Below are 21,880 nucleotides of genomic sequence, written 5' to 3'. Positions count from 1 at the left end.
CCGCCGGGCGGTCCTTGTTAAAATCGGCGGTTCAACCCCGCCAGCCTCCAGCAAGCGAGCAAGTCGTGACATCGATCAAGCAGGAAGACCTCATCCAGTCCATCGCCGACGCGCTGCAGTACATTTCGTACTACCACCCGGTCGATTACATCAAGAGCCTCAACGCTGCCTACGAGCGCGAAGAGTCGCCGGCCGCGAAGGAAGCGATGGCGCAGATCCTGATCAACTCGCGCATGTGTGCCGAAGGCCACCGGCCGATCTGCCAGGACACCGGCATCGTCACCGTGTTCCTGGAAATCGGCATGAACGTGCGCTGGGACGACGCCACGATGGGCGTGGAAGACATGGCCAACGAAGGCGTGCGCCGTGCCTACAACTACCCGGACAACAAGCTGCGCGCCTCGGTGCTGGCGGATCCGGCCGGCAAGCGTGTCAACACCAAGGACAACACCCCGGGCGTGGTCAACGTCAAGGTCGTGCCGGGCGACACCGTCGAGGTGATCGTGGCGGCCAAGGGCGGCGGTTCGGAAGCCAAGAGCAAGTTCGCCATGCTCAACCCGTCCGACTCGATCGTGGACTGGGTGCTCAAGACCGTGCCGACCATGGGTGCCGGCTGGTGCCCGCCGGGCATGCTCGGGATCGGCATCGGTGGCACCGCCGAGAAGGCGATGCTGCTGGCCAAGGAGTCGCTGATGGAGCCGATCGACATCAACGAACTGAAGGCACGTGGCGCCTCCAACCGTGCCGAAGAGCTGCGCCTGGAGCTGTTCGACAAGGTCAACGCGCTGGGCATCGGCGCGCAGGGCCTGGGTGGCCTGACCACGGTGCTGGACATCAAGGTCAAGGATTTCCCGACCCACGCCGCCAACCTGCCGGTCGCGATGATCCCGAACTGCGCGGCCACCCGCCATGCGCACTTCACCCTGGATGGCAGCGGCCCGGTGATGCTGGATCCGCCGTCGCTGGAAGACTGGCCGCAGATCACCTATGACGCCTCCAAGGGCACCCGTGTCGATCTGGACACGATCACCCCGGAGGACGTCGCCAGCTGGAAGCCGGGCCAGACGCTGCTGCTCAACGGCAAGCTGCTGACCGGCCGCGACGCCGCGCACAAGCGCATGGTGGAAATGCTGGACAAGGGCGAGCCGCTGCCGGTCGACCTCAAGGGCCGCTTCATCTACTACGTCGGCCCGGTCGATCCGGTGCGCGACGAAGTGGTCGGCCCGGCCGGCCCGACCACCGCGACCCGCATGGACAAGTTCACCCGCCAGGTGCTGGAACAGACCGGCCTGCTGGGCATGGTCGGCAAGGCCGAGCGCGGCCCGGCGGCGATCGAGGCGATCCGTGACAACAAGTCGGCCTACCTGATGGCGGTCGGCGGCTCGGCGTACCTGGTCTCCAAGGCGATCAAGGCCGCCAAGGTGGTGGGCTTCGCCGACCTGGGCATGGAAGCGATCTACGAGTTCACCGTGCAGGACATGCCGGTGACCGTGGCGGTGGATTCCACCGGCGAGTCCGTGCACCAGACCGGCCCGCGCGAATGGCAGGCCCGCATCGGCAAGATTCCGGTCGTCGTCGCCTGAGGCCTCCGGTCGCGGCAACGCTGGAAACGAGAACGGCGCCCCAGGGCGCCGTTTTTCGTGGCTGGCGCGGGCAGGCACCGACCGTTGGTCGGGGCTTTCCCTCAGCGGCGCGCGTCCACCAGCATGCGCACCGCCAGCGCGCCGAGCACCGTGCCCATCAGGCCGCGCTGCACCGTCTGCCAGCGCGGGCGCCCGGCCAGGAAGGTGGCGATACTGCCGGCGGCCAATACGATCAGTGCGTTGACACTGACGCTGGTCGCGATCTGGACCAGGCCCAACACCACCGATTGCGCCATCACGCTGCCATGCCCGTGGGGCTGGATGAACTGCGGCAGCAGCGAGAGATACATCACGGCGATCTTGGGATTGAGCAGCGCAGTGAACAGGCCCATGCCGAACAATCTGCGCGGGCTGTCGTGGTTGAGCATGCGCAGCTGGAACGGCGACCGTCCGCCGGGGCGCAGCGCCTGCCAGGCCAGGTACAGCAGATACGCCGCCCCCGCGAGACGCAGCACGTCGTAGGCATGCGGCACTGCCATCAGCAGCGCGGTGATGCCCAGTGCCGCGCACGCCAGGTACACCAGAAAACCCAGCGCGACACCGCCCAGCGAGATCAGCCCGGCGCTGCGGCCCTGGCAGATCGAGCGCGAGATCAGATAGAGCATGTTCGGCCCGGGCGTCAGCACCATGCCCAGCGAAATCAGACCGAAGGCGAGCAGGGCGGACGAATCGGGCATGGGAGGATCCTGGGCGCACGGCGGGGCAGAGGAGGCATTCTGCGAGCGTCCGCGGCGCAGTGGCAGAGACAGAACGCGTCCCCACCGCCGGTGCTCTGTACCCATGGGATGGCACGGAGCGCGGGCGCATACTGTGCGCCTCCCTCAAGAGGCCCTGCACATGCGCACCACGCTGTATGGATCACCGAGTACCGCCGCCCTGGTCGTGCACTGGCTGCTGCTGGAACTGCAGATCGAGCACGATCTGGTGCTGCTGGATTTCGACAAGCGCGAGCACAAGGACGCGGCGTATCTCGCCTTGAATCCCGCGGGCCTGGTGCCGACGCTGGTGCTGGACGGGCAGGTATTGACCGAAGCGGCAGCGATCGCGCTGCATCTGGCAGACCGCCATCCCGACGCGGCCCTGCTGCCCGCACCGGGGACCGCCGAGCGCGCCGAGGCCTACCGCTGGATGTTCTGGTGCGCCAATACCGTGCAACCGGCGTATCGGGCGTGGTTCTACCCGCAGGAAATGGCCGGCCCCGAGCACGTGGACGCGACCCGCCAGCGGGCGCGCGAGCGACTGGAAGGCGCCTGGCAGCATCTGGCCGGGCACCTGTCCACGCGCGGCCCGTATGTGCTGGGCGAGTCGTTGAGCGTGGTCGATTTCATGGTGGTGATGCTGATGCGCTGGTCGCGCAACATGCCCACGCCGAGTGACACCTGGCCGGCATTGAAGGCCTACGCCGATCGCCTGAAAGCCCGCCCGGCGTTCGCCGAGGTCTACCGTCGCGAGGGCATCACCGACTGGCGCTGAGTAACGTCAGTCGACGTACTCGTCGAAGGTGCGACGCGCACGGAACGGCATCAGATGCTGGTTGAGCAGGCCCTTGGGCACGGTTTCCAGTTTCATGACGCCGTATTCCTGCGGCCATTGCCGTTGATCGCGGGGCAGTTTGAAGGTGCCCATCAGCATGTCCACCAGCGGCAGGTGGATGGCATAGTTGACGTCGACGTACTCCTGCTGCCGCGCGTGATGCCAGTGGTGGTAGCGCGGCAGCACCAGCAGGTACTCCAGCCACCCGAAACGGATGCCCAGGTTGGCATGCGCCAGCACCGCCTGCAGACCCACCAGGATCACGTAGGCGTTGATTGCCGGGGTCGAGAATCCGAGTATGAGCAGTGGCAGCAGCACGCAGCTGCGGGTCATGACGATTTCGACGAAATGGATGCGCGAGCCGGCCAGCCAGTCCATGTGCCGGCTGGAGTGGTGCACCGCGTGGAAGCGCCAGAGCCATGGGGTGTTGTGATACGCGCGGTGCAGCAGCGCCTGGGCCATGTCCGCGACGAATACGGCGATCAGGAACTGCAGCCATACCGGCATCGATTGGATCAGCGTCTTGAGCGCAGGAAACGCGGCCAGCCCGGCAATGGTCGAGGTCGAGGCGGTCACCAGGATCAGGATGAACTGCACGAGCACGTGGCTCATGAAGAAATAGCCGACATCGGTACGCCAGCCCGGCCGTAGCGGCGAGAGCACGTGTTTGCCGAGGTAGCGCTCCAGCGGCACGAACACCAGCGCCGAGAAGAACAGCGACAGCACGAACCAGTCCAGACCCAGCGAGTAGGGTGTCTTCCCGATGGAATCGAACTGGACATTGGTACCCCCCAGCAGCACTGCCAGGGTGGCGCTGCCGACGCCGACCGTGGCGATCCGCTTGTTGCGGTCGCGCAGGATCGCCATCGTGCCCAGCATGAAGGCGGCGGCCAACCCGACCAGCAGCAGGTGGCGGGCGAACTGTTCGTTGTAGACCGCGCGGAACTCGCGGCTGGTCAGCAGATCCGGAAAGTGGAAGCAGGCCACGCCCAACAGGCTGAGCAGGCCCAGCAAGGCGGAGGCGTAGGCGAAGAACGAGCGTCGTGGTCGGGCCATCCGCTGGCATCCAGGTGAAAGGGCAAGGGTAGTGTGAGTGCGGGAGCCGGCGTAATGGAAGAGGCGGTTGCGGCAGCGCTGGCCGCCCGGGTCTTAGCCCGGCACGCGAGGAATGCTACATTCGGGGCATGTACGCACGCGGCGATGACCGGGTGCTTTCGACACGGAGTACGACGATGCCAAGGATGCTGTCCGCGCTGCTGCTGACCCTGCTGCTCTCCGCCTGCAGCAGTGATGGCGATTTCCACGCCAACCCGCCCAGTCTGCGCGACGTCACCGCTGCCAACCAGTGCATGCAGCAGTGCCAACGCCAGTACGACAGTTGCATGACCAGCCGGACGGGATTTGGCAGCGGCGACAGCTGTGGCGCCGGGGTGGCGACCCAGCGCGACGCGAAGTGCGACAAGATCGACAACCCGGACCTGCGTAAATCATGCCAGGCCAGCCGCGACTACTGCCGCAACCGGCTGCCCGCGCTGACCTGTGGCGAGGATAACAACCGATGTACCAGCCGCTGCGGAGGCAGCTGAGGCGCGGCCTTACGCCGGCAGGATCTCCAGCACCGTCTCCGGCGGCCGGCACAGGCGTGCCCCGCGCGGGGTCTCCACGATCGGGCGGTTGATCAGTTCCGGGTGGGCGACCATCGCCTCGATCAGCGCGGCATCGGACAGCGCGGCGTCGTCCAGCCCGAGCGAACCATAGGCCGGCTCCTTGCTGCGCAGCAACTCACGCGGAGCGATACCCATGCGCGTGATCAACGCAGCCAGCGTCGGGCGGTCCGGCGGCGTCTTCAGATACTCGATCACCACCGGCTCGATGCCGTGCTCACGCAGGAGTTCCAGCGCCCCGCGTGAATTGCTGCAGCGGGGGTTGTGCCAGATCGTCACCGCCATCAATACCACTCCAGCAGCGACACACCCAGGCCGACATACGTGGCCTTGTGGTTGTAGTCGATCATGCTCTCGCCGTAGCCATCGAAGATCTGCACGTGGCCGCGCAGCAGGTTGCTGATCGGGAAGCCGTAATCGAGCTGCAGCGCACCGTGCGAGCGGTCGCCGCCGCGCAGCGAGTGACGCGCCATCAGCGAGACCTCGTGACCGTTCTTGTTCCAGGTCAGGGTGGCATCACCGCGGCCCATGTAATCGGAGATGTCCGGGTTGTTGTCGTCCTTGCGGTCTTCCGGGATGCGATACCACGGGCGCAGCACCAGCGCCCAGTTTTCGCGGTCCAGGCCGACGGTGGCGATCACCCGGTTCCAGCTGCGCGACAGGGGATCGGCGCGGCCGTTGGACATGTGGTTGACGCTGATCCCGCTCATGCGTCCGCGCCAGCCGCCGATCGAGTAGCCGTTGCGGAACATCATCATCACTTCCGGCTCGTAGTTGGTCTCGCGGAACGGGCGCGAGTTGTCGGCGTTGTAGGCCTGCCAGCGCGAGCTCTGCGTGTAGCCGGCCCAGATGTCGCCGTTGTCGCCGAACAGGTTCTCCACGATCTTGGTCTTGAAGCTGAGCTGGAACTTGAGTTCCGCGCTGTCCAGCTGCTGCGAGGTGTTGACCGTGTTGACCGGGTTGGGCGACTGCGGCATCTGGTTCTTGTCGCTGGTCCAGAACGCGGGCAGCAGGTAGACCGGCTTGTAGGCGCGCAGCTGGAAGGCGCCGAGCTTGGAGTCCTGCGCGAGCTCCCAACGGCTGTCGAGCAGCGAGCCCTTGCCGGCATTGGCCAGCGCATCTTCATGGCCGTCGTTCTTGAACACTTCGCCGAGGCGCTGCTTGACCCGCTGCGTCGCGGGCGCGTCGGCGTCGGCACTGCGGGAGGCCTGACGTTCTTCGCGGCGCTCCTGCTTGGCGGCGGTGGCAGCGGCATCGGCGGCCAGGGTGACCTCGGGCGTACGCCCGAACAGCTTGTCGTAGCAGGCCAGGCGCGCTGCGTCAGTGTCCACCAGGGCGCAGGCCTCCGGCGAGGCCGGGGTGGGCGCGGCCTCCTGGGCAGCAGCAGGCAGCGCCGCGCAGGCCAGGGCCAGGGCGGTGAACAGGGCGGAACGGGAATGGGGCATGGTCATGGGAGCAGGGCCGCGTGACAAGAATGAATGGGTCTAACCGCACAGTGTCGCCGCTGCCCGGATTTCCCGCCAGCGCACGACATCATCGATCTGACCGGGTTTATGCCGGTCAATGGTGTGCTCAGGGCGTGAAGCCGCACTGCCGCGGTGCGGTCAGAAGAACCAGGCGAAGGCGAACAGCCCCAGCATCGCGATCACCAGTGCGAGCTTCAAGGCGAATCCCAGCAGGATGCCCAGCCACGTCGCCAGGCCCACCTTGGTCGAACGCCCCAGCTCGCGGGTATGCCAGTACTCGCCCAGCAGGGCGCCGGCCAACGGCCCCACGAACAGCCCGATCGGCATGAAGAACACCCCGACGATGCTGCCCAGGAAGGTGCCCCACAGCGCCTTGCGGCTGGCGCCGACCCGCTGTGCCCCGACCACGGTGGCCAGGATGTCGACCGCGAAGGAGAGCAGCGTCAGCAGGCCCAGCACCGTCAGTGGCAACCAGCCGACATGGACGAAATCGTCCGCCCATGCCGCCAGCAGCAATCCGGCGAACACCAGGGGAATGCCGGGCAGGGCGGGAAGGATCACGCCGGCGATGCCGACCAGCACCAGAACGACGGCTAGCAGGTACAAGATGAATGAATAGTCCATGCTGTCCAGTATGGTTCCTGAAATGGGGTTGACATCCGAAGGTTTTGGCCAGTTGCTTTTTCGTTTTGCTCGGGTTAAGTTGCAGACGCTGAGCTTGGCAAGGTCACCGTGGATCGTGGCCTGATGATGGTAGATCTTCCAGATCCGCTGCATCGTTGCACCTCGCTTCCCCCTTGCTGTCAGCCGCCTGTACGGGTGTATCCAACAACAAGACAGTTAGGGAGTAGCTGAGATGGCTGAGAAGGGCACCGTCAAGTGGTTCAACGACGCGAAGGGTTTCGGATTCATCAGCCGTGAGAGCGGCGAAGATGTGTTCGTGCACTTCCGCGCGATCGAATCCCAGGGCTTCAAGAGCCTGAAGGAAGGTCAAGCGGTCGAGTTCGAAGTGGTCACCGGTCAGAAGGGCCTGCAGGCCGACAAGGTGAAGCCGCTCTGAGCGCAGACCGGGTCCTGCCTGGTTGACACACGAAAAGGGCCCGCTTGCGCGGGCCCTTTTTTATTGCCTGCGAGTGACGTTGCGCTGATCAGCGCAGGATCACCTTGCCGTTGACCACGCGGACGTAGGTGTTCTCGCGGATACCGCCCAGATCGCGCTGGTTCACGACGACGGTACGGCCATCGTCCATGCGCACGGTGATGTCGAAGGTGTCGCTGGTGACATTCTTCTGGATCTGGTTGCCGGCCAGCGCGCCACCGACTGCGCCTGCGGCGGCCGCGATGTTCTTGTTGCCGCGGCTGCCACCGGTGTGGTCGGAGATTTCATGGCCGGCAACCGCGCCGACGATGCCACCCAGGACTGCGCCGGTCGCGCTCGGCGCGCTGCGGCCCGAAGCGACCTGGTTGATGCGGGTCACGATGCCGCAGTCGGCACAGCGGTTGGTGTTGTAGTTGCCGCCGGAATTGCCGTAACCGTTGTTGTAACCACTGCTGCCGTAACCCGGCGAGGTGGTGGCACAGCCAGCCAGGGCGACGGTGGCAACGGCAGCGGCGGCAATCAGTTGAATCTTCATGGTGTATCTCCTGGCCAGAGGGGTGGTCGAATGCGTCTGGTGCGCATGGAGCAGATCGTGTCCTGTGCTGCGTGAACAGCGTGCCAATCCCGGGCCGCCAGCGTGGCTGGAAGATGAATCAGCGGAAATCCTGGTGGCAGGCCTTGCAGTCGGTCTGGATCTTCTCGACCAGCGTGGCCATGCCCGGGCAGTCGGTCGGCGGTGCCGCCAGCGCCTCATTGAGGGTGGCGCGCAGGGCGCTGGCGTGCGTTTGGAAGCCCTGGCTGTCCTTCAGGCCGGGGAAAGCCAGGTCCAGGTCATTGGACAGCGAGCGCAGGGTCTGCAGGCGCGGCACGGTGTCGGCCAGGCTGCAGCGGTTCTGCGCCTGCGCCGCCTGCAGCAGTTCCACCTGGCGGTTCATCACGTGCATGAGCGAATCCGGGAAGGGGTCCTGGCGGGCCTGGATAGCGCGCGAGACCATCACCGTGGCGATCAGGCCGATCACCAGGCCAAGCAGGCCGACGAACAGGTAGCGGTAGGCGGCGGACGGGCGGCGCTGCGGGGTCACGGGGTCGTTCATGGTGAGGGCTTCCTTGAGGGTGGCTGCGGCGATGGTACGACGCGTCCTGTCCACGGCGCGTCCCGGCCGGGCCAGTGCGCATTAAAATAGGCGCATGAACGACGTACTGCGCGAACGATTTGCCGGCATCGACCGGTTGTATGGAGTAGGCACCGTGGATCTGCTCGCCAGCCGCCGGGTGGCGGTGGTGGGCATGGGCGGCGTGGGCTCGTGGGTGGTCGAGGCGCTGGCGCGCACGGCGGTCGGGCACCTGACCTTGATCGATGCCGATGACATCTGCGTGTCCAACACCAACCGCCAGCTGCCGGCGCTGGCCGGCCAGTACGGCCGCAACAAGGCCGAGGCGATGGCCGAGCGCTGCCGGGCGATCAACCCGGACATCAGCGTCGATGCGATCGCCTCGTTCCTGACGGTGTCCAACATGGTCGAGCTGCTGGACCGCGATTTTGATCTGGTGATCGACGCCTGCGACAGCTTCCGGGTCAAGGTCGAAACCATTGCCTGGTGCCGCCGCCGCAAGCTGCCGATCCTGACCGTTGGCGCGGCCGGTGGGCGGACCGATCCCACCCTGGTGCGGATCCGCGATGTCTCGCGCACCGAGCACGACGCGATGATGGCGCTGATCCGCAAGAAGCTGCGCAGCGACTTCAACTTCCCCAAGAACGCCTCGCGTTACTTCGGCGTGCCGGCGGTGTACTCGCTGGAGAACGTGAAATACCCGCAGGCTGACGGCAGCGTATGTGGCATCCGTCCGAACCTCGGCGCGGATGCGGCGCTGAAGCTGGACTGCGGCGCCGGACTGGGCGCGGCGACCCACATCACCGGTGCGTTCGCGTTCGCGGCGGTGGGCAAGGCGCTGGAGATGTTGATGAAGAAGCCGGCCAAGGCGGTCACGGCCGACTGAGCCGCTGCGGTCACGGCAGTGCACCGGCCTACGCGTCCAACCCGAGGCCGGGCCGGTCCGCGACGACCTTCGCCACAAAGTCCATGACCGTGCGTACCGAGGGTGACCGCCGGAGGTCACGGTGCACCACCAGCCAGATGTCACGCCAGAACGGCGCTCCGTCATGCTCCAGCGGAGTCAGTCCGGGCGCGGCATCACCGAGAAAGCGCGGCAACGCGGCCACGCCCGCTCCGGCCAGAGCGGCTGCCCGATGACTGCTGATGTCGCTCAGTTCGCACGCCACGGTACGGCTTCCCGCGATCTGCAGCAGCCACTGCTGCTGGGGCATGTCAGCAAACTGCGTGTCATAGGCAATGAAGGCCCAGTCTTCGGGCCGACGGTTGGCGACGTACGCGTGGCTGGCATAGAGCGCGAACGGCATTCGTCCGATTCTGCGCACAACGCTGCTGGCTTCCTTGGGGCGGACGAGCCGCAGAGCCACATCCGCCTCGCGGCGGGCGAGTGATACCTGCTGGGCCTGCGCCGACACGGAAAGTTGAATGCCGGGCTGCGCTGCCCGGAAGTCGGCAACCCGTTCCGCCAACAGGTGCGCCACCAGCACTGGTGGTGCACTAAGGGTCACCCTGGCATTGACAGCATCCTGGCTGGCCCGGCTCACGCGCGCGACAGCAAATGCCGAGGCGTCCATGGCCTTGGCGTGCTCGTAAATCTGGACGCCCATCGCGGTAAGGCGGACGGAGCGTGGCAAGCGCTCGACCAGCGCAACCTGGAGTTCGACCTCCAGGGCCGCAACACGACGGCTGACGGTTGCATGGTCGACATGCAACGCCCGAGCCGCGCCTGACAAGGTGCCGTCGCGCGCAACCGCCAGGAAATGACGGAGATTCTCCCAGTCGAACATCTGTGCGTTTTCGCAGGTATGGAGTGTGATTTCGGGGAATTTTCGAGGGTGCCCGCCAAGCCTAGCATGGACGGTCTCTTCTGCTTGTGGGACCCCAAATGGCAGCTTTTCCTGCTTCCGCGCGCGGTACGCTCTGGGCCGCCGCGCTCGGCTTCGTGGTGGTGCTGCTGGACATCAGTGTGGTCAACGTCGCACTGGATGCTCTGCAGCATGAATTTTCAACCGATGTGGCCGGCTTGCAGTGGGTGGTCAATGCCTACACCCTGGCTTTCGCCGCACTGCTGCTTACCAGCGGGGCGCTGGGCGACCGCTTCGGCGCGCGCCGGCTCTATCTCTCGGGCTTGGTGGTATTCACTCTGGCGTCGGCTGCCTGCGGGCTTGCGGGCAGCCTGCCCGTGATGGTCGGGGCCAGGCTGATCCATGGCATGGGCGCGGCGTTGCTGGTACCCAACTCGCTGGTCATGGTGCAGCAGGCATTTCCGGACAGCCAGGCGCGTAGCCGTGCCGTCGGGTGGTGGGGCGCTCTCGGGGGAGCGGCTCTGGCTGCCGGTCCCGTGCTGGGCGGAGTGCTGGTAGCGCATGCAGGCTGGCGCAGCGTGTTTCTGATCAATCTTCCGATGGGTTTGATCGGAATCTGCCTGACGCTCCGGCATGCGGCGCCGTCCGGCGGCGGACATCGGCGTGGCCTCGACTGGCGTGGGCAGGCGGCTGCCATGGTCGCGCTGGCAGCGACCACCATGACCTTGATCGAGGCAGGCCAGCTGGGTTGGCAGCATGGCGTGGTGCGCGGAGGGACGCTGTTGGCGCTCATGTCCCTCGCGGCCTTCCTCTGGATTGAAGCACGCAGCACCTCACCCATGCTGCCATTGAATCTGTTTCGGAATCACACGTTCTCCATCGTCTCGTTGGCAGGCGTCGCGGTGAATTTCGCCTATTACGGTCTGATCTTCGTGTTCAGTCTGTTTTTTCAGATGCAGCAGCATCTGTCGCCGCAACAGACCGGGCTGGCCTTTCTGCCGATGACCCTCGTTCTGGTCGCACTCAATGTGGTGGCGGGGCGCCTGATTACGCGTCTCGGTCCCAGGTTGCTGATGTTCATGGGCCTTGCGCTGGCGGGATCGGGTTACCTGTTGTTGATGCGGGTGAGCATCGGGGGCCAGTACGCGCTGTTGATCGTACCGATGCTGATGGCGGCAAGCGGGGTCGCCTTGGTGGTGCCGACCATGACCAACGCGACGCTTGCATCGGTCGAGCGGTCGCGGGCGGGCATTGCCTCCAGCGTACTCAACTGCGCGCGACAGGTCGGCGGCATGCTGGGTGTCGCCCTGTTTGGGAGCCTGGTCGCCGATGGCGCGCCGGATGCGTTCATGCATGGCATGCACATGTCGATCGGCATGTCGGCGGGAGCGCTATTGCTGGCGAGCGTCCTGTGCTGGTTTGGCATGCGCCCGGGGCCGCTCGATCCGTTGCGCGCTTCAGGAGAAACCGTGAAGCCCGAATAGGGTGCGCGCATTGGCCGTGGTCTGCGCGGCAATCGCCTCGGCCGGTTCCCCGCGCAGGCGTGCCACCGCCGCCAGGATCACCGGCAATCGCGCCGGCTCATTGCGCTGGCCGCGGATGCCCGCATCCGGCTGGTCCGGCGCGTCGGTTTCCAGCAGCAGCTGCTCCAGGGGCATGTTGGCCACCAGGCGGTGCAGGCGCTGGGCGCGGTCATAGGTCAACGGGCCGCCCAGCCCGATCAGGAAGCCCAGCTGGTGCAGCTGCCGCGCCTGCTCGGGGCTGCCGGAGAAGCTGTGGACCACGCCGCGCAGCCCGCCGATCTGCTTGATCGCCGCGATCACCGCATCCACCGCACGGCGCGCATGCACGATCACCGGCAGCTCGAAGTCGCGTGCCAGCCGCAGCTGGCCCAGGAAGTAGTGCAGCTGGGCGTCCGCATCCAGACCCTCCACGAAGAAATCCAGCCCGCACTCGCCCACCGCGCAGGGGCGCTCGCGCTCGAGCCACGCGCGCAGTTCCTCCAGGTGTTCGGGGCGATGCTGGTCCAGGAACATGGGGTGCAGCCCGTAGGCGGGGTGCAGCCCGTCGGCCAGCCGGCAGGCGTCGCGCAGCCCGGGCCAACTGGCGGCAGTGACCGCCGGCACCACCTGCGCCCGCACCCCGGCCTCGCGGGCGCGCGCGATCACTTCAGGGCGATCCGGATCGAACTCGCCCGCATCCAGGTGGCAGTGGCTGTCGATCAACCTCACGCGCGGCGCTTGGCCGGCAGTGGCGGGTGTGTCTTGTCGCCGCGTCGTTTCCAGTTGGCCAGCAGCAGCGTGCCCAGGCCGAACAGGATTTCATCCACGAACGGCAGCGGGTCCGGAATCACCAGGGTCACGGCGAACAGGGCGGCGGTGATCTTGAACAGGGTGGGGTAGCGCAGCCGACGCGCCCATTCCAGCACCGGCAACAGTATGGGATTGGACATGGGGCACTCCTGGGCAGATGCTGTAAACGCTATCACGAGCCCAAGGCTCACCGAACCTGAATGGGCGGCCGGATGTTCACGATCCGTGGAGATTCCGTTCAGGGTGGCCGTGCTGGAATTCACTCAAGAACGTTGCGGATCGTCCGCAAGGAGCCGGTTATGAAAAGTACAACTACTACTGCGTTGGTCGCTGCGGGTGCGCTGCTGGTCGGCGGGATCGCCACCGCTGCCTTCATGAAGGGCGGCAGTTCCTCGCCCGATGCGGTGACCGCTGCTCAGACCCGGCCCACTCTGGACACCACGCCGCTCGCCGACGATGGCGCGCGCACTGATCAGCTGGCCATCGAAGACAAAACTGGCAAGCTCGAGTACGCCGACATCGTCAAGGTCGATCCGCTGACCAAGAAAGAAAAGGCCTACGCCACCGTGATCGGCACCGAGCCGGTGCGCGAGACGTCCAGCACGCAGACGCCGCATGAAGTCTGCCAGGACGTGGTCGTCCAGGAACGTCTGCCGGAGCGCGACGGCAATGTCGGCGGTACCGTCGCCGGTGCCGTGATCGGCGGCCTGCTGGGCAACCAGGTCGGCGGTGGCAACGGCCGCAAGGCTGCCACGGCCGCGGGTGCCGTCGCCGGCGGCATGATCGGCAACCAGGTCGACAAGCGCCATGTCGGTGGCCGGGTGGTCAACCGTACCGAGCGCCAGTGCCATACCGAAACCGCGACCTCCGAGTCGACCCGCGTCACCGGCTACAACGTGACCTACCGCAATGAAGACGGCACCACCGGCACCATGCGCATGGCCAGCAAGCCGGGCAACCGCATCCCGATGGGCACCACCAATGCGGTGACCGGTTACAACGTGACCTACCGCTACGACGGCGCCGAGAAGACCGTGAAGATGGACAACAAGCCGAGCAGCGATCGCCTGCCGGTGATCGACGGCCAGCTGGTCACCCAGACCGCCGCACTGGATGCGAACAGGCAGTAAGTGCCAGCAGCTCGAATGCATCACCCGCACGCCGGCATCTGCCGGCGTGCTGCGTTGTGGGGGTCAGCGGTGCAGCGCGCCGATCGGTGTTCTGGGATCATCTGCGTACACCTGCACTCACAGAGGACGCCATGAGCATTTTCGACCTCCGGCTGGAGACCGACCGTCTGATCCTGCGCCCACCGCGCGCCGAGGATTTCGATGCCTTCCTGCGCTTCTGTTCGGATCCGGAGGTGATGCAGCACCTCGGCGGCGTGCAGGCACCGTCGCAGGCCTGGCGCAGCTTCAGCTGCCTGGTCGGCAGTTGGCACCTGTATGGGTTTTCGATGTTTTCGGTGATCGAAAAAAGCAGTGGCGACTGGGTCGGCCGCATGGGCCCCTGGCAGCCGCTGGACTGGCCGGGCACCGAGGTCGGCTGGAGCATCCGCCGCGAGAGCTGGGGCAGGGGCTATGCGCCCGAAGCGGCGGTGGCCAGCATGGATTGGGCGTTCGACACGCTCGGCTGGGAAGAGGTCATCCACACCATCGATGCCGCCAACGAGAATTCCAAGGTCGTCGCGCGCAAGCTGGGCAGTTCGCTGCTGCGGATGGGCGAGCTGCCGCCGCCGCATGCCGGCACGCCGATCGAGATCTGGGGCCAGTCGCGCCAGCAATGGCAGCAGCGCCGCGCCACGCAACGGTGATGCTGCACCCGCGCTTGGCAAAGGCGATGCGGTGAGGCCAGACTCGGCATCGCGGGCAGGCCGCCCGCGATGCATGGCCAAGAGGGTGCGATGACGTCGTTGCGGGCTCCATTGACGGTGTACGGCATGTCCGTGTCGGGCAACTGCCACAAGGTGCGGATGCTGCTGGAGCAGCTGGGCACGCGCTACCACTGGGTCGAAGTCGACAGTGCGCACGGCCAGACCCATACGCCGGATTTCCTGGCGATGAATCCCAACGCCAAGGTGCCACTGGTTCAGCGCGACGACGGGCGCGTGCTGCCCGAATCCAACGCGATCCTGTTCTGGCTGGCGGAGGGCACGCCATATCTGTCCACCGATGGTTGGGAGCGCGCGCAGACGCTGCGCTGGATGTTCTTCGAGCAGTACAGCCACGAGCCCTGCCTCGCGGTCGCACGTTTCATCAGCGGCTGGACACCCTTGGACTCGCCGCGACGCAACGAGCTGACGCGCCTGCGCGAGCGCTCGGCACAGGCCCTGGCGGTGATGGAAGAGCACCTGGCCACGTCGCCATGGTTCAGTGGACGGGCCTACGGTATCGCCGATATCGCGTTGTTCGCCTACACCGATGTCGCGGCGGACGGCGGCGTCGCGCTGTCGCCGTACCCGGCGGTCCAGGGCTGGCTGCAGCGCGTGCGCGAGCAGCCGCGGTTCGTGCCCATGCCCACGCCGCTGCCGGAGGTGCAGGCCCTGTTCGCGCAGTCCATCTGAGGTCCATCCGGTTGTCCACATCCGCAACACGTCACGGAGGGTGATGCATGTTTGCCGTGGTTCCCGATCCGATTCCCGCACGCATGAAAGGCCTCAACCGGGCCGAGATCTGCGATGCCAATTTCATCGATTTCGTTCAGCAATGGCGCGGCGATCCCGTGCCGACGCCAGCACCCGGCAGCCCCATCCTGCCCGGCAGCACGCTGGATGCGCAGGGCTTTGCCGACCTGTTCGAGTCGCAGCTGATCAGCCGCCATCTGGACCTGATGGCGCGCGTGCTGCGCGTGCAGAACAAGGTCTTCTATACGATCGGTTCGTCCGGCCACGAGGGCAATGCGCTGGTGGCGCGCCTGGCCCGGCACACCGATCCGGCGTTCCTGCACTACCGTTCCGGCGGCTTCATGGCCGAGCGCTTCCGCAAGCTGCCGGGCATGGACCCGGTGATGGATGCGGCGCTTTCGTTCGCGGCCAGTCGGGACGATCCGGCCAGCGGTGGGCGCCACAAGGTGTGGGGCAGCAAGCCGCTGTGGGTGCTGCCGCAGACCTCGACGATCGCGTCGCACCTGCCCAAGGCGCTGGGCACGGCGCTGGCCATCGAAAGCGGGCGGCGCATCGGCCACACACTGCCGATTCCCGACGACAGCGTGGTGATCTGCTCCTTCGGCGATGCCTCGGCCAACCACGCCACCGCGCAGACCGCGTTCAACACGGCGTCGTGGGCCGCCTACCAGCGCCTTCCCGCGCCGATCCTGTTCGTCTGCGAGGACAACGGCATCGGCATTTCGGTCAAGACACCGGATGGCTGGATCGCGCAGAGCTTCGCGCACCGCCCGGGCCTGGATTACTTCTTCGCTGACGGTCTGGACCTGGTCGAGGGGCATGCGCAGGTGGAGCGCGCGCTGGCACATTGCCGGCAGACGCGGCGCCCGACCTTCCTGCACCTGCGCACCACGCGTTTGATGGGCCATGCCGGTACGGATTTCGAAATCGAATGGCGGCCGTTGCCGGAACTGTGCGCGGCCGAGGCCAGCGATCCGCTGCTGCGCTCGGCGGCGATCGCGATGGCGTCCGGCTGGATGACGGCAGGGCAGGTGCTCGATCTGTACGAGCGCGTGCGCGTGCGCTGTTTCGCCGCCGCCGCCGAAGCGGATCGACGCCCGAAGTTGTCGGCGCTGGCCGAGGTCATCGCGCCATTGGCGCCGTATTCGCCGGCGGCGGTGCATGCCGAAGCCACGCGAATGGCCGGCGATGAGGCGCGCGCCGCTGCATTTGGCGGTCCGGCGCAGTTGCCGGAAGCACAGCCGCCGCGCCATCTGGCGATACAGATCAACCAGGCACTGCACGATCTGATGGCCAAGTACCCGTCCACGCTGCTGTTCGGCGAGGACGTCGCGCAGAAGGGCGGGGTGTACACGGTCAGCAAGGGCCTGCTCAAGGCCTTCGGGCCGCGCCGTGTGTTCAATACCCTGCTCGATGAAACCATGATCCTGGGCATGGCGCAGGGCCTGGCCAACCTGGGCATGCTGCCGATCCCCGAGATCCAGTACCTGGCGTATCTTCACAATGCGGCGGACCAGCTGCGGGGCGAGGCCTGCTCGCTGCAGTTCTTCTCCAACGACCAGTACCGCAACCCGATGCTGGTGCGGATCGCCGGGCTGGGGTACCAGAAGGGCTTCGGCGGGCATTTCCACAACGACAACTCGATCGCCGCGCTGCGCGATATTCCCGGGCTGGTGGTCGGCTGTCCTTCGCGCGGCGACGATGCGGCGATGATGCTGCGCACGTTGGCGGCGCTGGCGACCGTCGATGGCCGCGTCGCGGTGTTCCTCGAGCCGATCGCGTTGTACATGACCAAGGACCTGCACGCGCCCGGCGATGGTCAGTGGCTGTTCCCGTATCCGGCCGCCGACCAGGCACTGGTGCTCGGCGAGGGCCGGGTCTACGCGCCGGAGGCCAGTGACCTGGTCATCTTCACCTATGGCAACGGCGTGCCGATGAGCCTGCGCGCGGCACGGGCGATCGAGCAGCAGCTGGGCTGGCAGGTGCGGGTGGTCGACCTGCGCTGGCTGGTGCCGCTCAATGCGGGTTTCATCGCCGCGCAGGCCGCCGATGCCCAGCGCGTGCTGGTGGTCGATGAGGGCCGGCACAGTGCCGGGGTGGGCGAGGGCGTGATCACCGCGCTGGTCGAGGCGGGGCTGGGGCACCTGCCGATCCGGCGGGTATGCGGCGCCGATACCTACACGCCGCTGGCGGGGGCAGCATTGTGCGTGCTTCCAAGCGACAATGCGGTATTGAACGCCGCCCTCGCGCTGGCGCAGGACCCTTGATACATGTGTGGATTGGCAGGCATGCTGCTGCCCGCTCCGGCAAGAGAGCAGGCAGCATTGGAAGAACAGGCGCGGCGCATGGGCGACGCATTGGTGCACCGCGGCCCGGATGACAGCGGGGTGTGGGCCGATGCTTCCGCCGGCATCGCGCTGGCGCATCGCCGGCTGAGCATCCTGGACCTGTCGCCGCTGGGGCATCAGCCGATGACCTCGGCCGATGGTCGCTACGTGTTGGCCTACAACGGCGAGGTCTACAACTTCGCCGAACTGCGCGCCGAGCTGGACGCCCTGGGGCATGGCTTCCGCGGCCATTCGGATACCGAAGTGCTGCTCGCCGCGATTACCGAGTGGGGCTTCGACGAGACCCTGCAGCGCAGCAACGGCATGTTCGCCATCGCCCTGTGGGACCGCGCCGAGCGCTGCCTGTGGCTGGCCCGCGACCGGGTCGGCAAGAAACCGCTGTACTACGGCTGGGCCGGTGAAACACTGGTGTTCGGCTCCGAGCTCAAGGCGCTGTGGCAGCACCCGGCCTTCGACAACGAGGTCGACCGCGATGCGCTGACCCTGTTGCTGCGGCTGGACTACATCCCCGCGCCGCACTGCATCCACGAGCGCTGCTTCAAGCTGATGCCCGGCCGCGTGCTGCGGCTGGATGCCGAGGCGGTCGCCGCCGGCGCCGCCGCCCATCGCCCGGACCAGTTGCAGCAGCCGTTCTGGAATGCGCGCGAGCGCATGCAGCAGGCGCTCGCCGCGCCCTTCACCGGCAACGAGGCCGAGGCCGAAGAGCGCCTGGATGCCGTGCTGCGCGACGCGGTCGCGCTGCGCATGGTGGCCGACGTGCCGGTCGGCGTGTTCCTCTCCGGCGGTACCGATTCCTCGGTGGTGGCCGCCTTGATGCAGGCGCAGTCGAGCCAGCCGGTGCACAGCTTCAGCATCGGCTTCACCGGCTCGGACCATGACGAGGCGCCGCTGGCCAAGTCGCTGGCCCAGCACCTGGGCTGCGATCACACCGAGCTGTATGTCAGCGGTGCCGACGCGCTCGCGGTGGTGCCCAGCCTGCCGGCGATGTTCGACGAACCCTTCGCCGATGCCTCGCAGGTGCCCACGGCGCTGGTCGCCAAGCTGGCGCGGCAGGGCGTGACGGTAGCGCTGTCGGGCGACGGCGGCGATGAACTGTTCTTCGGTTACACCCGCTACCAGCGGGCGATGCGCAACTGGCGCCTGCTGGGCAAGGTGCCGGCGCCGCTGCGGCGTTGGATGGCCCGCCATGCGCACACGCAGGGCGAGGCCTCGCGCACCGGCGGCCTGGCTGCGCTGCTGGCCGAGTCCGGCGCGCGTGGCATTGGTGATGTCTACCGCAACCGCATTTCGCGTTGGCGCGACCCGGTTGCCGCCGTGCGTGGCGCGCAGGCGGCCGGCAGCTTTTACGACCTGGCCGATCCGCTGCACGGCGCCGGCTCGCCGGCGGACGCGATGATGCTGGCCGATTTCAGTACCTATCTGCCGGATGATCTGCTGTGCAAGGTGGATCGCACCAGTATGGCGGTCAGCCTGGAGGCGCGTGCGCCGCTGCTGGATTGGCGCGTGGCGGAGTTCGCCTGGTCGCTGCCGATGGCGATGAAACAGCGCGACGGGGTCAGCAAGTACCTGCTCAAGCGCGTACTCGGCCGCTACGTGCCGCAGGACATGGTGCACCGTCCCAAGCGCGGCTTCGGGGCCCCGGTCAGCGCGTGGCTGAAGGGCGACCTGCGCGGCTGGGCCGATGAACTGCTGGATCCGGCGCGGCTGGCCGAGGAGGGCGTGTTCAACGTCGAGGCGGTCGCGCCGCTGTGGCAGCAGTTCAAGCAGGGCGAGCGCAAGTGGCACACCCATCTGTGGAACGTGCTGATGTTCCAGGCCTGGCAGGCGCATTGGCGCAACGCACGCGCCGACGTGACACGCGCATAGCGCCGCCTGTGCTGTCAGGTCTGGGCGGAAGGCAGCCACCCATGGGGTGGCTCTACCGGATGTGGTGTCGGCTGTAGAGCCACGCCATGCGTGGCTGACGCCGCCTTCACCGTTGCCGAAGGTAAGCCCGCCTAGGCTGGTCCTTTCCCCCGAACGGAGATGACGTGATGGCCGAATACAAGATCGCCGTATTGGTCGGAAGCCTGCGAAAGGGCTCCCACAACAAGGTGCTGGCCCGCGCGCTGGAGAAACTGGCGGCCGGCAAGGCGGTGTTCTCCTACGTGGAGATCGGCGACCTGCCGCTGTACAACCAGGATTTCGACAAGGACTACCCCAGCCAGGGTGTCCGCCTGAAGCAGCAGATCCGCGACGCGGATGCGGTGCTGTTCGTCACCCCCGAATACAACCGCTCGGTCCCGGGCGTGCTCAAGAACGCCATCGACCTCGGCTCGCGCCCGTATGGCGACAGTGCCTTCGCCGGGAAGCCGGCAGCGGTGATCGGCGCCTCGATCGGCGTGATCGGCACCGCGCTGGCCCAGCAGCACCTGCGCAACATCCTGGCCTACCTGGACATGCCGGTGCTGGGCCAGCCCGAGGCCTTCCTGCACTTCAAGGAAGGGCTGATCGACGAAAACGGCACGATCAGCAACGCCGGCACCAAGGACTTCCTGCAGGGCTTCGTGGACACATTCATTGCCTGGGTCGGCACCCACGGCGGCACGCACTGATCCACCGCGAGCGGGTCATGCTTCTGCGATAATGGCGGGGACGGACGTCGCAAGGGCGTCCGTCGCACGCGATGCGACGGCCCCGGCCGATCGTACCGGCAGGCGCCGGTATCCCCAGCTCATCCACTGTTTATCCACAGGTTTGTGCATGGCTGCGGGGCTCCCCGCGTGCCTACCATGTCCCACGCCTCACATTGCAGGAAGTACGCCCCCCATGTCCGCCCGTTCTGGCTTCCGTTCCGACCGCAAAGACCGCGGTGACCGCTTTGATCGCGATGAGATGCGCATCGACGCCCTGCGCGTGCCGCCGCATTCGATCGAGGCCGAACAGGCGGTGCTGGGCGGGCTGATGCTGGCCCCGGAGAGCTATGACCGGGTCAACGACCAGCTGACCGAAACCGACTTCTACCGCCGCGATCACCAGATGATCTACCGCGCGATCCGCGAGCTGTCCGAGCGCGACCGTCCGTTCGATGCGGTGACGCTGGGCGAGTGGTTCGAATCGCAGGGCAAGATGGAGCTGGTCGGTGACGGCGCGTACCTCATCGAACTGGCCAGCACCACGCCGTCGGCCGCCAACATCAGTGCCTACGCGGAGATCGTGCGTGACAAGGCGGTGCTGCGGCAGCTGATCCAGGTCGGTACGGACATCGTCAACGACGGCTTCCAGCCCGAAGGCCGCGAGAGCAGCGAACTGCTCTCGGCAGCGGAAAAATCCGTGTTCGCGATCGCCGAGCAGGGCGCACGTGGCCGCACCGATTTCGTGGCGATGCCCGGCGCGCTGAAAGACGCCTTCGAAGAGCTGCGCAACCGCTTCGAGAACGGCGGCAACATCACCGGCCTCCCGACCGGTTACACCGATTTCGATGCGATGACCGCCGGCCTGCAGCCGACCGATCTGATCATCCTGGCCGCGCGCCCGGCAATGGGCAAGACCACGCTGGCGCTGAACATCGCCGAGTACGCCGCGATCAAGTCCAAGAAGGGCGTGGCGGTGTTCTCGATGGAAATGTCGGCCTCGCAGCTGGCGATGCGCCTGATTTCCTCCAACGGCCGCATCAACGCCCAGCGCCTGCGTACCGGCCAGCTGGAAGATGAAGACTGGAGCCGGGTGACGGGTGCGATCCGGATGCTGAAGGAAACCAAGATCTTCATCGACGATACGCCGGGCGTGTCGCCGGAGATCCTGCGTTCCAAGTGCCGCCGCCTCAAGCGCGAGCACGACCTGGGCCTGATCGTGATCGACTACCTGCAGCTGATGAGCGTGCCGGGCAACAGCGAAAACCGCGCGACGGAAATCTCGGAGATCTCGCGTTCGTTGAAGGGTCTGGCGAAGGAGCTGAACGTGCCGGTGATCGCGCTTTCCCAGCTCAACCGCTCGCTGGAAACGCGTACCGACAAGCGCCCGGTGATGGCCGATCTTCGCGAATCCGGCGCTATCGAGCAGGATGCGGACATGATCGTGTTCATCTACCGCGACGACTACTACAACAAGGAAACGTCGCCGGACAAAGGCCTGGCCGAGATCATCATCGGCAAGCACCGAGGCGGCCCGACCGGTTCGTGCAAGCTCAAGTTCTTCGGCGAGTACACCCGGTTCGACAACCTGTCGCACGATTCGGTGGGTTCGTTCGAGTAGCGCCGAAGGCGCTACGGTAGTGGGGGGGGGGGGGGGGGGGGG

General features: G+C 66.6%; 23 protein-coding genes. 13 read left to right on the top strand and 10 right to left on the bottom strand.

Features of this window, described 5'->3' with window-relative positions:
* Window positions 1-65 precede the first annotated feature (65 nt).
* Window positions 66-1,583, top strand: a complete 1,518-nt coding sequence (locus tag AB9O74_RS11870; RefSeq protein WP_261996983.1) for a fumarate hydratase — start codon at window positions 66-68, stop codon at window positions 1,581-1,583.
* Window positions 1,584-1,684: 101 nt separating this feature from the next.
* Here AB9O74_RS11870 and AB9O74_RS11865 read toward each other — a convergent pair whose 3' ends face one another.
* Window positions 1,685-2,320: a LysE family translocator gene (locus AB9O74_RS11865; RefSeq protein ID WP_369349437.1), complete on the bottom strand. Its 636-nt coding sequence runs from the start codon at window positions 2,318-2,320 to the stop codon at window positions 1,685-1,687.
* 160 nt (window positions 2,321-2,480) lie between these two features.
* On the opposite strand from AB9O74_RS11865, the gene AB9O74_RS11860 reads away from it, so the two are divergent.
* Window positions 2,481-3,116 carry a glutathione S-transferase family protein gene (locus tag AB9O74_RS11860; RefSeq protein ID WP_369349435.1) on the top strand — a complete coding sequence of 212 codons (636 nt, stop codon included), beginning with the start codon at window positions 2,481-2,483 and terminating at the stop codon, window positions 3,114-3,116.
* A gap of 6 nt (window positions 3,117-3,122) precedes the next feature.
* Here AB9O74_RS11860 and AB9O74_RS11855 read toward each other — a convergent pair whose 3' ends face one another.
* The gene (locus AB9O74_RS11855) at window positions 3,123-4,232 is read right to left on the bottom strand and encodes a sterol desaturase family protein (RefSeq protein WP_369349434.1); all 1,110 of its coding nucleotides are present in this window, start codon (window positions 4,230-4,232) and stop codon (window positions 3,123-3,125) included.
* 185 nt (window positions 4,233-4,417) lie between these two features.
* Between AB9O74_RS11855 and AB9O74_RS11850 the strand changes: the two genes are divergently transcribed.
* A complete protein-coding gene (locus AB9O74_RS11850) occupies window positions 4,418-4,762 on the top strand; it encodes a hypothetical protein (protein WP_346489712.1) in 345 nt (114 codons plus the stop codon).
* A 9-nt stretch (window positions 4,763-4,771) separates the two neighbouring features.
* On the opposite strand, the gene arsC is transcribed toward AB9O74_RS11850, so the two are convergent.
* The 3 genes from arsC to AB9O74_RS11835 all read right to left on the bottom strand — a co-directional run bounded on the left by arsC (window position 4,772) and on the right by AB9O74_RS11835 (window position 6,930).
* A complete protein-coding gene (arsC, locus tag AB9O74_RS11845) occupies window positions 4,772-5,125 on the bottom strand; it encodes an arsenate reductase (glutaredoxin) (protein ID WP_346489713.1) in 354 nt (117 codons plus the stop codon).
* On the bottom strand, window positions 5,125-6,291 hold the full coding sequence (locus AB9O74_RS11840) for a phospholipase A (protein ID WP_369349433.1): 1,167 nt from the start codon (window positions 6,289-6,291) through the stop codon (window positions 5,125-5,127). Before AB9O74_RS11840 ends, arsC begins: the two co-directional genes overlap by 1 nt.
* 153 nt (window positions 6,292-6,444) lie before the next feature.
* The gene (locus AB9O74_RS11835) at window positions 6,445-6,930 is read right to left on the bottom strand and encodes a DUF456 domain-containing protein (RefSeq protein WP_369349432.1); all 486 of its coding nucleotides are present in this window, start codon (window positions 6,928-6,930) and stop codon (window positions 6,445-6,447) included.
* Between the two features lie 232 nt (window positions 6,931-7,162).
* Here AB9O74_RS11835 and AB9O74_RS11830 point away from each other — a divergent pair, with 232 nt between their 5' ends.
* A complete protein-coding gene (locus tag AB9O74_RS11830; RefSeq protein WP_019185917.1) occupies window positions 7,163-7,366 on the top strand; it encodes a cold-shock protein in 204 nt (67 codons plus the stop codon).
* A gap of 88 nt (window positions 7,367-7,454) precedes the next feature.
* On the opposite strand, the gene AB9O74_RS11825 is transcribed toward AB9O74_RS11830, so the two are convergent.
* Together AB9O74_RS11825 and AB9O74_RS11820 are read right to left on the bottom strand one after the other, a co-directional pair.
* Window positions 7,455-7,940 carry a glycine zipper 2TM domain-containing protein gene (locus AB9O74_RS11825; RefSeq protein ID WP_019185918.1) on the bottom strand — a complete coding sequence of 162 codons (486 nt, stop codon included), beginning with the start codon at window positions 7,938-7,940 and terminating at the stop codon, window positions 7,455-7,457.
* Between the two features lie 118 nt (window positions 7,941-8,058).
* Window positions 8,059-8,499 carry a cytochrome c gene (locus AB9O74_RS11820; RefSeq protein ID WP_176989476.1) on the bottom strand — a complete coding sequence of 147 codons (441 nt, stop codon included), beginning with the start codon at window positions 8,497-8,499 and terminating at the stop codon, window positions 8,059-8,061.
* Between the two features lie 94 nt (window positions 8,500-8,593).
* Between AB9O74_RS11820 and AB9O74_RS11815 the strand changes: the two genes are divergently transcribed.
* Complete coding sequence (locus AB9O74_RS11815) at window positions 8,594-9,403, top strand: tRNA threonylcarbamoyladenosine dehydratase (RefSeq protein ID WP_319212080.1); 810 nt, start codon at window positions 8,594-8,596, stop codon at window positions 9,401-9,403.
* Between the two features lie 28 nt (window positions 9,404-9,431).
* Here the strand turns inward: AB9O74_RS11815 and AB9O74_RS11810 are convergent, their stop codons facing one another.
* Window positions 9,432-10,304, bottom strand: coding sequence for a LysR family transcriptional regulator (locus AB9O74_RS11810; protein ID WP_369349431.1), 873 nt, complete (start codon window positions 10,302-10,304; stop codon window positions 9,432-9,434).
* A 98-nt stretch (window positions 10,305-10,402) separates the two neighbouring features.
* Here AB9O74_RS11810 and AB9O74_RS11805 point away from each other — a divergent pair, with 98 nt between their 5' ends.
* Complete coding sequence (locus AB9O74_RS11805; RefSeq protein WP_369349430.1) at window positions 10,403-11,806, top strand: MFS transporter; 1,404 nt, start codon at window positions 10,403-10,405, stop codon at window positions 11,804-11,806.
* Here the strand turns inward: AB9O74_RS11805 and AB9O74_RS11800 are convergent.
* Window positions 11,780-12,553: a TatD family hydrolase gene (locus tag AB9O74_RS11800; RefSeq protein WP_369349429.1), complete on the bottom strand. Its 774-nt coding sequence runs from the start codon at window positions 12,551-12,553 to the stop codon at window positions 11,780-11,782. The two genes, AB9O74_RS11805 and AB9O74_RS11800, sit on opposite strands and share 27 nt — an antisense overlap.
* A complete protein-coding gene (locus AB9O74_RS11795) occupies window positions 12,550-12,774 on the bottom strand; it encodes a DUF6116 family protein (protein WP_369349428.1) in 225 nt (74 codons plus the stop codon). The genes AB9O74_RS11800 and AB9O74_RS11795 overlap by 4 nt, the downstream gene beginning before the upstream one ends.
* 159 nt (window positions 12,775-12,933) lie before the next feature.
* On the opposite strand from AB9O74_RS11795, the gene AB9O74_RS11790 reads away from it, so the two are divergent.
* From AB9O74_RS11790 to AB9O74_RS11760, 7 genes are all read left to right on the top strand, one after another.
* Window positions 12,934-13,764: a glycine zipper 2TM domain-containing protein gene (locus AB9O74_RS11790; protein ID WP_369349427.1), complete on the top strand. Its 831-nt coding sequence runs from the start codon at window positions 12,934-12,936 to the stop codon at window positions 13,762-13,764.
* 131 nt (window positions 13,765-13,895) lie between these two features.
* A complete protein-coding gene (locus AB9O74_RS11785) occupies window positions 13,896-14,447 on the top strand; it encodes a GNAT family N-acetyltransferase (protein WP_369349426.1) in 552 nt (183 codons plus the stop codon).
* Between the two features lie 90 nt (window positions 14,448-14,537).
* The gene (locus AB9O74_RS11780; protein ID WP_369349425.1) at window positions 14,538-15,197 is read left to right on the top strand and encodes a glutathione S-transferase family protein; all 660 of its coding nucleotides are present in this window, start codon (window positions 14,538-14,540) and stop codon (window positions 15,195-15,197) included.
* A 47-nt stretch (window positions 15,198-15,244) separates the two neighbouring features.
* Window positions 15,245-17,524 (top strand): thiamine pyrophosphate-dependent enzyme, encoded by a 2,280-nt coding sequence (locus tag AB9O74_RS11775; RefSeq protein ID WP_369349424.1) that lies wholly within the window; start codon window positions 15,245-15,247, stop codon window positions 17,522-17,524.
* A 3-nt stretch (window positions 17,525-17,527) separates the two neighbouring features.
* Entirely contained in the window at window positions 17,528-19,471 is a 1,944-nt protein-coding gene (asnB, locus tag AB9O74_RS11770; protein WP_369349423.1) for an asparagine synthase (glutamine-hydrolyzing), read from the top strand.
* A 167-nt stretch (window positions 19,472-19,638) separates the two neighbouring features.
* Window positions 19,639-20,199, top strand: coding sequence for an NADPH-dependent FMN reductase (locus tag AB9O74_RS11765; RefSeq protein ID WP_346478225.1), 561 nt, complete (start codon window positions 19,639-19,641; stop codon window positions 20,197-20,199).
* 214 nt (window positions 20,200-20,413) lie between these two features.
* Window positions 20,414-21,838, top strand: coding sequence for a replicative DNA helicase (locus AB9O74_RS11760; protein ID WP_121037974.1), 1,425 nt, complete (start codon window positions 20,414-20,416; stop codon window positions 21,836-21,838).
* Window positions 21,839-21,880 lie beyond the last annotated feature (42 nt).

The organism is Stenotrophomonas sp. JAG2 (assembly GCF_041080745.1).
GTDB lineage: Bacteria > Pseudomonadota > Gammaproteobacteria > Xanthomonadales > Xanthomonadaceae > Stenotrophomonas > Stenotrophomonas maltophilia_AA.
The sequence above is the reverse complement of the archived record's forward strand: the minus strand, read 5'-3'. Positions and strand labels throughout refer to the sequence as shown.